This window comes from Ornithinimicrobium cavernae (genome assembly GCF_003121625.1).
Taxonomy (GTDB): domain Bacteria; phylum Actinomycetota; class Actinomycetes; order Actinomycetales; family Dermatophilaceae; genus Ornithinicoccus; species Ornithinicoccus cavernae.
The window spans coordinates 263674-277612 of record NZ_QDDJ01000002.1; the positions used below are offsets into that span (position 1 = coordinate 263674).

The window sequence follows — 13939 nt, forward strand, 5'->3', positions numbered from 1 at the left end:
ATACTGCGGACTGCATAGTTATGTGACACGCAGCACGGTTCCTTCCGGTGCCGGACCGCAGCGTCTACAGTCACCGCAGCAGATCCCGGACCCCGGGGCGCTGCGCCCCACCGGGCCGACGGTGTCCCGGTTCCCCTATCCCGCGGCTACAGGCTGCCCGCCCCCCGGACGGTGCCATGAACCAGAGCCCCCTTTACGCGACCCCGAATTCTGCTGCGCCCACGGGCGGGCTCCCCAGCCTGTCCGCCGCCCAGGCCGGTCGCCCACCGGGGCTCTATGACGGGGAGCACGAGCACGACGCGTGTGGCGTCGCCCTCGTCGCCACCCTGCGCGGCTACCCGGGCCACGACATCGTGGCGCACGCGATCACCGCCCTGCACAACCTGGACCACCGGGGAGCAGTCGGCGCCGAGCCGGACTCGGGCGACGGTGCCGGCATCCTCACGCAGGTGCCCGACCGGTTCCTTCGTGAGGTCCTGGACGTGCCTCTCCCGGAACCCGGTCGGTATGCCGTGGGGCTGCTCTTCCTGCCCCCGGCGGACCCGGAGGGGGCAGGGTCCGCGGTCGAGGCGATCCTGGCCACGTCGGGTCTGGAGGTCCTCGCCTGGCGCGAGGTGCCTACCAGGCCCGAGATCGTCGGCCCGCTCGCCCGGGCCGCGATGCCGGTCATGCGCCAGGTGGTCGTCACGTCCCGCTGCGGTGAGGCGGGGCTCGACCTGGAGCGGCGGGTGTGGCTGGCCCGCAAGCGGATCGAGCGGCAGACGGAGGTCTATCCGGTCACGCTATCCGGTCGCACCCTCGGCTACAAGGGGATGCTCACCACGGGGCAGCTCGCCGAGTTCTTTCCCGACCTCACCGACGAGCGCTTCGAGTCCGAGCTCGCCGTCGTGCACTCCCGGTTCTCGACCAACACCTTCCCGTCGTGGCCGCTGGCCCATCCCTACCGCGTCATCGCCCACAACGGTGAGATCAACACGGTGCGCGGCAACCGCAACTGGATGAACGCGCGGGAGAGCAACCTCAGGGCACCCCTGATCCCCGGCGACCTGGCCGACGCCCTTCCGATCTGCACACCGGGAGGCAGCGACTCGGCGACCTTCGACGAGGTCGTCGAGCTGCTCCACCTCGGTGGCCGGTCCCTGCCGCACGCGGTGCTGATGATGGTCCCGGAGGCCTGGGAGAACAACGCCGAGCTGCCCGACGACATCCGGGCGTTCTACGAGTTCCACTCACTGATGATGGAGCCCTGGGACGGGCCGATGAACCTCGTCTTCACCGACGGCACCCTGGTGGGAGGGGTACTCGACCGCAACGGCCTGCGGCCCTCGCGCTACTGGGTCACCGACGATGACCTCGTCGTGCTGGCCAGCGAGTCCGGTGTGCTCCCGATCCCGGAGGAGTCCGTGGTCCGCAAGGGGCGCGTCGAGCCGGGGCGGATGTTCCTCGTGGACACCGCCGCGGGCGAGATCGTCGATGACCGGGCACTGAAGCACGAGCTGGCGGCCGCCCAGCCCTACCGGCAGTGGCTGGAGGAGAACCTGGTCCGGCTCGAGGACCTCCCGGAGCGGGTCCACGTCCGACACACCCACGCGTCCGTGACGCGCCGGCAGCAGATCTTCGGCTACACCGAGGAGGAGCTGCGGATCCTGCTCTCCCCCATGGCGCAGAGCGGCAGCGAGCCGCTCGGTGCCATGGGCTCGGACACGCCCATCGCCGTCCTGTCCGATCGGCCGCGTCTGCTGTTCGACTACTTCGTCGGGGCCTTCGCGCAGGTGACGAACCCACCGCTGGACGCCATCCGCGAGGAGGTGGTCACGTCACTGGCCACCTCGACCGGGCCCGAGCCGAACCTGCTCGAGGAGAGCCCCGCCCACGCCCGCCAGGTGGAGCTGGACTTCCCGGTGATCGACAACGACCAGCTGGCCCGGTTGCGCCACATCAACCTCGAGGGGCAGCACCCGGACTTCGCGCCGGTGGTGGTTCGGGGCCTCTACCGGGTGGACGGCGGAGGCGCTGCTCTCCAGGAGCGGCTCGAGGAGATCTGCACCCAGGTCTCGGAGGCGGTGGCCCGGGGTGCCTTCTTCATCGTGCTCTCCGACCGGCACGCCGACCGTGAGCACGCGCCGATCCCCTCGCTGCTGCTCACCAGCGCCGTCCACCACCACCTGGTGCGGGAGCACACCCGCACCAGGGTGGGGCTGCTCGTGGAGGCGGGAGACGTCCGCGAGGTGCACCACGTCGCCCTGCTCATCGCCTACGGCGCCGCCGCTGTCAACCCCTACCTCGCGATGGAGTCGGTCGAGGACCTGTGCCGTTCCGGCCAGCAGCTGGACGGGCTCGACCCGGACGTGGCGATCGCGCACCTCATCAGGGCGCTCGGCAAGGGCGTGCTCAAGGTGATGAGCAAGATGGGCATCTCCACGGTGTCCTCCTACCGCGGAGCGCAGACCTTCGAGGCGGTCGGGCTCTCCCGCGACCTGGTCGACCGCTGGTTCACCGGCACCACGAGCCAGCTGGACGGTGTCGGGCTCGACGTCATCGCCGAGGAGGTGTCGCGACGGCACAGCGTCGCCTACCCCCTCAGTGGCATCCCGCCCTACCACCGCAACCTCGAGATCGGCGGCGAGTACCAGTGGCGCCGCGAGGGACCGCCGCACCTGTTCAACCCCGAGACCGTCTTCCGGCTCCAGCACTCGACCAGGACCGGCCGCTACGACATCTTCCGCCAGTACACCGATCTGGTGGACGACCAGTCGGAGCACCTGATGACCCTCCGGGGGCTCCTGCGTCTCAGCGGCGACCGCGAGCCCGTGCCACTGGAGGAGGTGGAGCCGGTGAGCGAGATCGTGAAGCGGTTCGCGACCGGCGCGATGAGCTACGGGTCGATCTCCAGGGAGGCCCACGAGACGCTGGCCATCGCGATGAACCGCCTCGGCGGCAAGTCGAACAGCGGCGAGGGAGGTGAGGAGCCGGACCGGCTGACCGACCCCGAGCGCCGCTCGGCGATCAAGCAGGTCGCCTCCGGTCGGTTCGGGGTGACCAGTGCCTACCTGGTCAGTGCCGACGACATCCAGATCAAGGTCGCTCAGGGTGCCAAGCCCGGCGAGGGCGGCCAGCTGCCACCCGGCAAGGTCTATCCGTGGGTGGCCGCGACACGGCACTCGACGCCGGGCGTGGGGCTCATCTCGCCTCCCCCGCACCACGACATCTACTCGATCGAGGACCTGGCCCAGCTGATCCACGACCTGAAGAACGCCAACCCGCGCGCGCGGGTCCACGTCAAGCTGGTCAGCCAGGTCGGGATCGGCACCGTGGCCGCCGGTGTCTCCAAGGCCCACGCCGACGTCGTGCTGGTCTCCGGCTTCGACGGCGGCACCGGCGCCAGCCCGCTCACCTCGCTCAAGCACGCCGGCACACCCTGGGAGCTCGGGCTCGCCGAGACGCAGCAGACACTGCTGCGCAACGGCCTCCGCGACCGGATCACGGTCCAGGTCGACGGGCAACTCAAGACCGGCCGGGACGTCGTCGTCGCCGCGCTGCTGGGCGCCGAGGAGTTCGGCTTCGCGACCGCCCCGCTGGTGGTCTCCGGCTGCGTCATGATGCGCGTCTGCCACCTGGACACCTGCCCGGTGGGCGTGGCCACGCAGAACCCTGAGCTGCGGGCCCGCTTCACCGGCCGCGCGGAGCACGTCATCACCTTCTTCCAGTTCATCGCAGAGCAGGTGCGCGAGCACCTCGCGGCGCTGGGTTACCGCACGCTCGACGAGGTGATCGGGCGGGTCGACCTGCTCGACAGCCGGCGGGCGGTCGAGCACTGGAAGGCCGACGGTCTGGACCTGGCCCCACTGCTGCACTCCGAGCCGGTCCCGGAGGGTGCCCCCCTGCGCCGGACGGTCGCCCAGGACCACGGTCTGCACCGGGCACTGGACCACGAGCTGATCGCCGTCGCGGCACCGGCCCTGGAGCACCGGCAGGCCGTCACCGCCCGGTTCGCCGTCCGCAACGTCAACCGCACGGTCGGCACCATGCTGGGGCACGAGGTCACCCGTCGCCACGGTGCGGACGGCCTGCCCGACGGCACGATCGACCTCACCCTCACCGGCTCCGCCGGGCAGTCCCTGGGTGCCTTCCTGCCCCGCGGGATCACCCTGCGCCTGGTGGGCGACGCCAACGACTACGTGGGGAAGGGTCTGTCCGGAGGCCAGATCGTCGTCCGGCCACCAGCCTCCGCGACCTTCACGGCGGCTGACCAGGTCATCGCGGGCAACGTGATCGCCTACGGCGCGACCAGCGGACAGCTCAACCTGCGCGGTCTGGTCGGCGAGCGGTTCTGCGTCCGCAACTCCGGCGCGATCGCCGTCGTCGAGGGGGTCGGCGACCACGCCCTGGAGTACATGACCGGCGGCACCGTGCTGATCCTGGGGCCCACCGGTCGCAACCTCGGGGCAGGCATGTCGGGCGGCACGGCCTACGTGCTCGACCTGCCTCCGGACCGCGTCAACCAGGCGGCCCTCACCGCCGGGGACCTCATCCTGGAGCCGGTCCTGTCGGACGGTCCGACCGCCGGGGTGCTCCACGAGCTCCTCACCGAGCACATCGAGCTCACCGGATCCACGGTCGCCGAGCGGCTGCTGGCCACTCCGGACTGGCCGGGCAGGTTCACCCGCATCACCCCGCGGCAGTATGCCGGGGTGCTGCGGATCCGCGAGGAGGTCCGCTCCCGCGGTGAGGACCCGGACGGCCCCCACGCCTGGCAACTGATCCTGGAGGACTCCCGTGGCTGACCCGCACGGCTTCCTGACCCACCGCGACCGCGAACCCCAGCCCAGCCGGCCGGTGCCGATCCGGCTCATGGACTGGAAGGAGGTGCACACCGCCCAGGAGGACGGCGTGCTCCGTCGTCAGGCCGGGCGCTGCATGGACTGTGGCATCCCGTTCTGCCACCAGGGCTGCCCGCTGGGCAACCTGATCCCGGAGTGGAACGACCTGGCCCGTCGAGGCAACTTCCGGGAGGCGATCGAACGGCTGCACGCGACCAACAACTTCCCGGAGTTCACGGGACGGCTCTGCCCCGCCCCCTGCGAGACCGCGTGCGTCCTGGGGATCAGCCAGCCGGCGGTCACGATCAAGCAGGTCGAGGTCTCGATCATCGACCGGGCCTTCGACAACGGCATGGTCACGGCGCAGGAGCCGGAGTGGCTCAGCGGGAAGACCATCGCGGTCGTCGGCTCCGGGCCGGCCGGGCTCGCGGCCGCCCAGCAGCTGAGCCGTGCCGGCCACACCGTCGTCGTCTTCGAGCGGGACGACGCGGTCGGAGGCCTGCTGCGCTACGGCATACCCGAGTTCAAGATGGAGAAGTCCGTGCTGGACCGCCGGCTCGTCCAGCTGCGGGCCGAGGGCATCCGCTTCCGCACCGGCGTGACCATCGGCGGCAGCGGAGCGGACGACCTGACCCTCACCGAGCTGTCGGAGCGCTTCGACGCGGTCGTCCTCGCTGTCGGCTCGACGGTCCCCCGACCGCTCGGTGTCGCCGGCCAGGAGGTCCCCGGGGTGCACCCGGCCATGGACTACCTCGTGCCGGCCAACCGGGAGGCGCTCGGCGCACCACGTGGGATCGATGCTGCGGGCAAGCACGTGGTGATCGTCGGCGGTGGCGACACCGGCGCCGACTCCTATGGCACGGCGCTACGACAGGGCGCCGCCAGCGTCACCCAGCTGGACATCCGGCCACAGCCGCCCACGGAGCGCCCGGAGCACCACCCCTGGCCGATGTACCCGCTGATCCACCGGGTCGGCGAGTCCCACGAGGAGGGTGGCGAGCGCGTCTTCGGCGTCAACACCCTTGAGGTGGTCACCGAGAACGGAGCCGCGGTCGGTGTGCACATCGTCGACGGGACACGCATCGACGGCCGGTTCGACGCTGCGGCGGGCAGCGAACGGACCATCCCGGCGGACCTCGTCCTGGTGGCACTCGGATTCACCGGCCCGGACCCTGTGGTGACTACCGGCGCGGACCTGCCGGTGACCGCACGGGGCACGTTTGAGCGTGACGACCAGTACGCCACGGGCCATCCCGGTGTGTTCGTCGCGGGTGATGCCGGTCGTGGGCAGTCGCTCATCGTGTGGGCGATCGCGGAGGGGCGCGCCTGCGCTGCCGCCGTCGACCGGTACCTGACCGGCGACACCACGCTGCCCTTCCCGGTCCGCCCCACGGATGTCCCGATCAGCGTCTGACCGCCCGGCATACACTCGCAGCAGGGCCTGCCCGACCGGTCACCGGGGCGGAGGGCAGGCTCTGACCGCGACGAGGACGTCACCGCGCGGTCCAGAAGCTCAAGCTGCGAAGTGAGGCCCACCATGACCGAGACCGACCACACCAGGGCGCACGTCGAGCCGGGTGGCCCCTCCTGGTTGGACAACCTGGGTCACGCGCTGGTCCGCAAGACCAGCGTGTCCGAGATGAACAACAACGCCTACCTGGTCACCTGCCGACGCACCGGTGAGCAGCTCCTCGTGGACGCGGCGGCCGAGTCGGACCGGCTGCGCGAGCTCGTGGCAGCCGGTTCCGGGCGGCTCGACCTCATCGTGACGACCCACCAGCACTGGGACCACCACCGGGCCCTGGCGGACCTGGTCGACGACTTCGCCCCGCGCACCGCGGCCGGGGCCCCTGACGCCGCCGGCCTACCGGTGCCTCCAGATGTCGAGCTCGCGCACGGCGACCGGATCACCGTCGGCGAGCTCGTCCTCGACGTCATCGCCCTGCGCGGCCACACTCCCGGTTCGGTCGCGCTGGCCCTCACCGACGGCAGTGGGCGGGCACACCTGTTCACCGGTGACAGCCTGTTCCCCGGCGGCCCCGGCAAGACCCAGGACGCCGCGGCCTTCAGCTCGTTGATGGACGACCTCGAGGAACGGGTCTTCGGTGTCTATCCCGACGACACCGTGGTGCACCCCGGTCACGGGGACAGCACGACTCTCGGCGAGGAGCGGCCGCACCTCGCCGAGTGGCGCGACCGCGGATGGTGACCGGACCCTCGTCCGGCACGTCCGGGGACCCCGCGCCCGGGCCCACGCGCGAACCCGCAGGCACCGATCGCACCGCCACGGGTCTGACCACCACGCTGCAGGAGCACCCGGTCCTGCTCGTCCTGGTGGCGGTCCTGTCCGTCCAGTTCGGTGGTGCCCTTGCCGCCACGCTGCTGCCGCTCATCGGCGTGCTGGGCTCGGTCCTGCTCCGGATCCTGCTCGCGGCGGTCCTGCTGCTGGCGCTCGTGCGACCACGGTGGCGAGGGCGCACGCGCCGGGACTGGGCGACAGTGACCCTGTTCGCCCTGACCCTGACCGTCATGAACCTCTGCTTCTACGCCTCCCTGGAGCGCCTGCCGATCGGCGTCGCCGTCACCATCGAGTTCCTGGGACCGTTCCTGCTCGCGGCCGCTACCTCGCGGCGGGCTCGTGACGCCCTCGCCGTCGTCCTCGCCCTGCTCGGTGTGCTGCTGATCTCCGAGGCCCTCACCGTGCCCTGGGCCGAGATGGACCTGGTGGGCATCGCGCTCGCGGCGGCGGCCGGGGCCTTCTGGGCGGCCTACATCGTGCTGAGCGGCCGGACCGGTTCCCGCTTCGAGGGGCTGGACGGCATGGCCATCTCCCTGACCATCGGTGCCGTGGTGCTCCTTCCCTTCGGCGTCCTGGGGGCGGGCTCAGGCCTCCTGGAGGGAGAGGTCCTGCTGCGAGGGCTGGGCATCGCGCTGCTCTCCTCCGCGATCCCCTACTCCCTCGAGCTCCTTGCCCTGCGGCGCCTCTCGGCCGGCGCCTTCGGCATCCTCCTGAGCCTGGAACCTGCGGCCGCAGCCCTCGCCGGGCTGCTGGTGCTCTCCCAGACCCTGGCGCCGCTGCAGGTGCTCGGGATGGCGATGGTCGTCTCCGCGAGCATCGCCGTGCTCGGGCGCCGGGGTCGCACCTAGCGGCGGTCTGGGTCCTGCGGGTCCGTCGGGTCCTCGCCACGGCCGTAGAAGCCGGTCGCCGAGACGTCGTCCAGGTCCAGCTCGTCGCGACGGCGTGAGTGGGCGTCGCTGCCGCTCTTGATCAGGCTCGCAACGGTCGTGATCACCAGGATGCCGACGATCATCGTCAGGGAGAGCCAGATCGGGATCTCCGGCGCCCACTCGAACGGCTCACCACCGTTGATGAACGAGAGCTCGTTGACGTGCATGGCGTGGAAGATCAGCTTCAGGCCGATGAAGGCGAGCAGCACGGCCAGGCCGAGTCCCAGGTACACCAGCTTCTGCAGCAGGTTGCCGATGAGGAAGTACAGCTGGCGCAGGCCCATGAGGGCGAAGATGTTGGCCATCAGCACCAGGAACGGGTCCTGCGTCAGCCCGAAGATCGCCGGGATCGAGTCGAGCGCAAACAGGAGGTCCGTGGTGCCGAGGGCCAGGATGACGATGAACATCGGGGTGAAGACCCGCTTGCCGTTCTCGATGGCCCGGATCTTGCGTCCGTGCTCCCAGGACTGGGTGAACGGCAGCACACGCTCGACCAGCTTGAGGAACTTGTTCTCCTCGTAGTCGTCCTCGTCGTCGGCCGAGAGGTTCTCCTTGGCCAGCTTGACGGCGGTGTAGATCAGGAAGGCACCGAAGATGTAGAACACCCAGGACCAGCGCTCGATCGCCTGGGCGCCGAGCAGGATGAAGACGGCCCGCAGGACGAGGGCGATGACGATACCGATGAGCAGGGCGTACTGCTGGAACTGCCGCGGCACCTTGAAGTTCGCCATGATGATGATGAAGATGAACAGGTTGTCGATCGACAACGAGTACTCGGTCAACCAGCCGGCGAAGAACTCACCCCCGAGCTGGTGACCACCCTCGACCCACACGTAGAGACCGAACAGGACGGCGAGACCGACGTAGATGCCCAGGGAGATACCGGTCTCCCTGTTGCTTGGCACGTGGGGGCGACGGCCCAGGACGATCACGTCGAACAGGAGCACCAGCACCATCGCACCGACGAAGATGCCGATGATCTCGGGTGAGGCGAAAGAGTTCTGGAACAAGGGGTAGCGACCTTCCGGTTAGACGAGTGACGACAAACCGGAGGTCTCTCCCACCGACCGGGGCAGGTCGGCCGGCGGCCCGGGCACCAAGGGTGCCGTGATGACGGACGACCGACGAGATGGGGATACTCCCCTCCGCACCGAGCGATTCTCTCACAGCGGTGGGATCGAGGTGGCCCGGCGTCAGCCCGCGGCGTGCTCCCGCATCTGTCGGAGCTCCTTCTTGAGGTCCCCGATCTCGTCGCGCAACCGGGCGGCCAGCTCGAAGTGCAGGTCCGTGGCCGCCTGGTGCATCTGCTCGGTCAGCTCCTGGATCAGCTGTGCCAGCTCGCTGGCCGCGAGGTTCTCGCGCCGCCCACCCAGGGCCACGCCGGCGTCCGCAGCCACGGAGCCTGCGTTGGGCCGTCCGCGCTTGCCACGGGACTGCGACCGACCGCTGCCCATCAGCGCCTCGGTGTCGGCGTCCTCGCGCTCCAGCAGGTCGGTGATGTCCGCGATCTTCTTGCGGAGGGGGGCCGGGTCGATCCCGTGCTCGAGGTTGTGCGCGAGCTGCTTCTCCCGGCGACGGTTCGTCTCGTCGATCGCCTGCTCCATGGACGGGGTGATCTTGTCGGCGTACATGTGCACCTGGCCCGACACGTTGCGGGCGGCGCGGCCGATGGTCTGGATCAGCGAGCGGGCCGAGCGCAGGAAGCCTTCCTTGTCCGCGTCCAGGATGCTCACCAGCGAGACCTCCGGGAGGTCCAGGCCCTCGCGGAGCAGGTTGATGCCGACCAGGACGTCGTACTCCCCCAGCCGCAGCTCGCGCAGGAGCTCGACCCGTCGCAGGGTGTCCACCTCCGAGTGCAGGTAACGCACCCGGACGCCCTTGTCGAGGAGGTAGTCGGTCAGGTCCTCGGCCATCTTCTTGGTGAGGGTGGTCACCAGGACCCGCTCGTTCCGGGCGGTCCGCTCACCGATCTCGTGCAGCAGGTCGTCGATCTGGCCCTTCGTGGGCTTGAGGACGACCTCTGGGTCCACCAGCCCCGTGGGCCGGATGATCTGCTCCACGACGCCGTCGGACTTGGCCAGCTCGTACTCCCCCGGCGTCGCCGACAGGTAGACCGTCTGCCCGATCCGGTCGAGGAACTCCTCCCACTTCAGCGGCCGGTTGTCCATCGCGCTGGGCAACCGGAAGCCGTGGTCCACCAGCGTCCGCTTGCGTGACATGTCACCCTCGTACATCGCACCGATCTGTGGCACGGTCACGTGCGACTCGTCGATGACCAGCAGGAAGTCCTCGGGGAAGTAGTCCAGGAGGCAGTTGGGTGCCGAGCCGCGCTCCCGACCGTCGATGTGCAGCGAGTAGTTCTCGATGCCCGAGCACGAGCCGACCTGCCGCATCATCTCGATGTCGTAGGTGGTGCGCATCCGAAGCCGCTGGGCCTCCAGCAGCTTGCCCTCCTTCTCGAAGGTGGCCAGCTGCTCCGCCAGCTCGGCCTCGATGCCGGCCACGGCCCGCTCCATGCGCTCGGGGCCGGCGACGTAGTGCGACGCGGGGAAGACATACATCTCCTGCTCCTCGCGGACCACCTCCCCGGTGAGCGGGTTGAGGGTGTAGATCTTGTCGATCTCGTCGCCGAAGAACTCGATGCGCACGGCCAGCTCTTCGTACTGCGGGATGATCTCGACGGTGTCCCCGCGCACCCGGAAGGTGCCCCGGGAGAAGGCCATGTCGTTGCGGGTGTACTGCATGGTCACGAACTTGCGCAGCAGGTCGTCGCGCTCGATCTCGTCGCCGACCCTGAGCTGGACCATGCGGTCGACGTACTCCTGCGGGGTGCCCAGGCCGTAGATGCAGGACACGGACGCCACCACGACCACGTCGCGGCGGGTCAGCAGCGAGTTTGTCGCCGAGTGCCGCAGACGCTCGACCTCGTCGTTGATCGAGGAGTCCTTCTCGATGTAGGTGTCCGTCTGCGGAACGTAGGCCTCGGGCTGGTAGTAGTCGTAGTAGCTCACGAAGTACTCGACCGCGTTGTGCGGCAGCAGCTCACGGAACTCGTTCGCCAGCTGGGCGGCGAGGGTCTTGTTGGGCGCCATCACCAACGTCGGGCGCTGGACCTGCTCGAGCAGCCAGGCGGTGGTCGCGGACTTGCCCGTCCCGGTGGCGCCGAGCAGCACGACGTCCTGCTCGCCGCGGTTGATCCGGTCGGCGAGGTCGCGGATGGCCGTCGGCTGGTCACCGCTCGGCTGGAAGTCGGACTCGACGCGGATCGGCGCGACTGTCCGCTGGAGATCGGTCGTGGGGCGCATGTCCTCGACGTTAACCCTCAGGACCGACAGTGTGTTCCCGAACGGTGAGGACCACGGGCCTCCCGGGGTCGGCGGAGGCGAACCGGTCGCCACCCAGCGGAGGAAACCCGGCCCGCGCGAGTCGCTCCGTGACGTCCGGTGCCGCCGTGCCGCGGGCGAGCCCCACCAGCAGGGAGTCCGACCCGGGGTCCAGCTGCGGTGGCCCTGCCAGGTCCGCTCCCAGGACGTGCTCGAGCCGGGCGCTCAGGCGCGCCATGTCGTGCGGTCCGGGCACCTCGTGCGTCGGCAGTCCCCTCCCCCGCACCAGGTTGTCGCAGAACGGGGCCAGCCGAGCGGCATACAGCTCCTCGGTGGCCCTGCGCAGGTCCGCCACGGTGCCCTCGTTGTCGAGCCAGACATCCGCCACGGCCCGCCGTGCCTCGTCGGTGGCCTGGGCGTCGATGCGCTGCCCCGCATCGGCGGGGTCCATCCCGCGGTGCGTCACCAGGCGCCCCAGACGGGTGGCGCGGGAGGCGCCGACAATGACCACGAGGTGATAGCGGGCGGCATAGCCCAGCTCGACCAGGAGGGGGACGTCGTGCACGACGAGGCTTCCCTCCGGTGCCGCGTCGACCAGCTCGCGGGTCCGGGCGGCGATCAGCGGGTGGGTGATGCCTTCGAGGTCACCACGGGCGGCCGGGTCGGAGAAGACGACCCGCCCCAGTGCGGGCCGGTCCAGCTCCCCCGAGGCCGTGAGTATGCCGGACCCGAACCGCTGCGTGACGGCCTCCAGTCCGGGGGTGCCGGGCTCGACGACCTCACGGGCGAGGCGGTCCGCGTCGATGACGACCGCGCCGTGTGTCGCGAGTGCCTCGGAGACGGTGGACTTCCCGGACCCGATGCCACCGCTCAACCCGACCCACAGCATGGGGCCAGCGTAGTCGTGCCGAGACGTCCCGCCCGACCTCTGCTGGCGCCCACGGTCCGTCAGCTGAACAGCCGGCTCCACCACGTGGGTCGCGCAGCACGTGCCCGACGCCTCCGGGCCGCCCGGCCCGCTGCTGCTCGCGGACCGCCCTGCCGTCTGGGATCGGGCGACATCCACGTGCTGATCCTGCCAGCGTGTGACCGCGGGCCCACGGTGCGGCACACTCGCCCTATGTCACAGCGCATCGTCGTCACCGGAGGCGGCACCGGCATCGGCCGGGCCATCGCCGCTGCCCTGCTCCCACAGGCGAGCCAGGTCATCCTCGTCGGCCGCCGCGAGGAGGTGCTCCGCGAGGCCGCCCGCGAGCTGGCGCCGCAGGCACCGCCCGGCGTCCAGATCAGCCCCCTGGCGTGCGACCTCACCGTGCCGGCCGAGGTCGACCGGCTCTCTGCGCTGCTGCACCGTGGAGCGCCCATCGATGTCCTGGTGTGCAACGCGGGAGGCAACCTCGGCCATGCCGCAGGCCCCGGGCTCGAGTCGATCGCGCAGGGGTGGCGCGCTGACTTCGACGCGAACGTGCTCTCCGCCGTGCTCCTCACCGAGGCGCTGCTGGACCACCTCACCAGGCCCGGTGGCCGGGTGATCGCGATGAGCTCCATCGCCGCGCTGCGCGGGTCCGGTTCCTACGGGGCGGCCAAGGCGGCCGTCAACGCGTGGGTGCTCTCGCTGGCGACCCAGGTGGCGCCGGAGGGCATCACCGTCAACGCTGTGGCGCCCGGGTTCGTGCCGACGACGCCGTTCTGGGAGGACCGGATCGCGGCGGACCCCGCAAGCTACGACAAGCGCGTGGCCCCGATCCCCATGGGTCGGCCCGGCACCCCGGAGGAGATCGCTGCCGCGGTCGCCTACCTGGCTGCCCCCGGTGCGGCGTGGACGACCGGCCAGATCCTGCAGGTCAACGGAGGCACCGTGCTCGGCCGCGGCTGAGCCAGCACACGTGGCCGGCCGCCCGACACGAACACCACCCGTGCCACGCGCCGCAGACGTGGCCTTCGTGACAGCATGCGGGCATGTCTGACGACGTCGAGGTCTCAGCCCTGGCGATCAACGTGACCGTCCCCGAGCACCTGCGGTGGAAGGACACCCGGCGCGGCGAGGAGTTCGAGCTCACCTCCCTCAACGTCCGGCTGCTTCCCGACGGCCACCTGGCGGCGAAGGCGTACGGACGCCCGACCGCGGGCGGGCGAGGAGGTTACACCTCGTTCACGCTGCCTGACTCCCCCGAGCTGCAGGCGCTCATCGCCGCAGCGGCAGACCGGGCCGGCCTCCTCTGGTCCCGCCACCGAGGCCTCGGCTGAGCTCCCCGCCCGCCACCGCCCCACCGCTCTGCACAACGCGTCGCACACGACACCAACTGCAGAGCGCAGGCCCGCAACCCGCCCGCCACCGCCCCACCGCTCTGCACAACGCGTCGCACACGACACCAACTGCAGAGCACAGGCCCGCAACCCGCCCGCCACCACCCCACCGCTCTGCACAACGCGTCGCACACGACACCAACTGCAGAGCACAGGCCCGCAACCCGCCCGCCACCGCCCCACCGCTCTGCACAACGCGTCGCACACGACACCAACTGCAGAGCGCGGGCGCGCCCCACGCAAGCGAAACGGCCCGGCTCC

The 13939-nt window shown here is 70.5% G+C and carries 9 protein-coding genes; 6 read left to right on the forward strand and 3 right to left on the reverse strand.

Translation table 11 applies throughout. The annotated features are described in order from the left end of the window. The first annotated feature begins 176 nt into the window (after positions 1-176). From gltB to DA085_RS03030, 4 genes are all read left to right on the forward strand, one after another. On the forward strand, positions 177-4784 hold the full coding sequence (gene gltB / locus DA085_RS03015; RefSeq protein ID WP_109471447.1) for a glutamate synthase large subunit: 4608 nt from the start codon (positions 177-179) through the stop codon (positions 4782-4784). Further along, positions 4777-6234 carry a glutamate synthase subunit beta gene (locus tag DA085_RS03020; protein WP_109471448.1) on the forward strand — a complete coding sequence of 486 codons (1458 nt, stop codon included), beginning with the start codon at positions 4777-4779 and terminating at the stop codon, positions 6232-6234. Before gltB ends, DA085_RS03020 begins: the two co-directional genes overlap by 8 nt. A gap of 123 nt (positions 6235-6357) precedes the next feature. After that, on the forward strand, positions 6358-7029 hold the full coding sequence (locus DA085_RS03025) for an MBL fold metallo-hydrolase (RefSeq protein ID WP_109471449.1): 672 nt from the start codon (positions 6358-6360) through the stop codon (positions 7027-7029). Continuing rightward, positions 7023-7967, forward strand: a complete 945-nt coding sequence (locus DA085_RS03030) for an EamA family transporter (RefSeq protein ID WP_109471535.1) — start codon at positions 7023-7025, stop codon at positions 7965-7967. The genes DA085_RS03025 and DA085_RS03030 overlap by 7 nt, the downstream gene beginning before the upstream one ends. Here DA085_RS03030 and DA085_RS03035 read toward each other — a convergent pair. The 3 genes from DA085_RS03035 to coaE all read right to left on the reverse strand — a co-directional run bounded on the left by DA085_RS03035 (position 7964) and on the right by coaE (position 12260). Beyond that, positions 7964-9058: a TerC family protein gene (locus DA085_RS03035; RefSeq protein WP_272914468.1), complete on the reverse strand. Its 1095-nt coding sequence runs from the start codon at positions 9056-9058 to the stop codon at positions 7964-7966. The genes DA085_RS03030 and DA085_RS03035 overlap by 4 nt on opposite strands. A gap of 183 nt (positions 9059-9241) precedes the next feature. Beyond that, positions 9242-11353 (reverse strand): excinuclease ABC subunit UvrB, encoded by a 2112-nt coding sequence (gene uvrB / locus DA085_RS03040; protein ID WP_109471450.1) that lies wholly within the window; start codon positions 11351-11353, stop codon positions 9242-9244. Positions 11354-11363: 10 nt separating this feature from the next. Further along, positions 11364-12260, reverse strand: a complete 897-nt coding sequence (gene coaE / locus DA085_RS03045) for a dephospho-CoA kinase (protein ID WP_109471451.1) — start codon at positions 12258-12260, stop codon at positions 11364-11366. 231 nt (positions 12261-12491) lie between these two features. On the opposite strand from coaE, the gene DA085_RS03050 reads away from it, so the two are divergent. Together DA085_RS03050 and DA085_RS03055 are read left to right on the forward strand one after the other, a co-directional pair. Next, positions 12492-13247: an SDR family NAD(P)-dependent oxidoreductase gene (locus tag DA085_RS03050; protein WP_109471452.1), complete on the forward strand. Its 756-nt coding sequence runs from the start codon at positions 12492-12494 to the stop codon at positions 13245-13247. Positions 13248-13330: 83 nt separating this feature from the next. Continuing rightward, the gene (locus DA085_RS03055) at positions 13331-13618 is read left to right on the forward strand and encodes a hypothetical protein (RefSeq protein WP_109471453.1); all 288 of its coding nucleotides are present in this window, start codon (positions 13331-13333) and stop codon (positions 13616-13618) included. Positions 13619-13939: the final 321 nt, after the last annotated feature.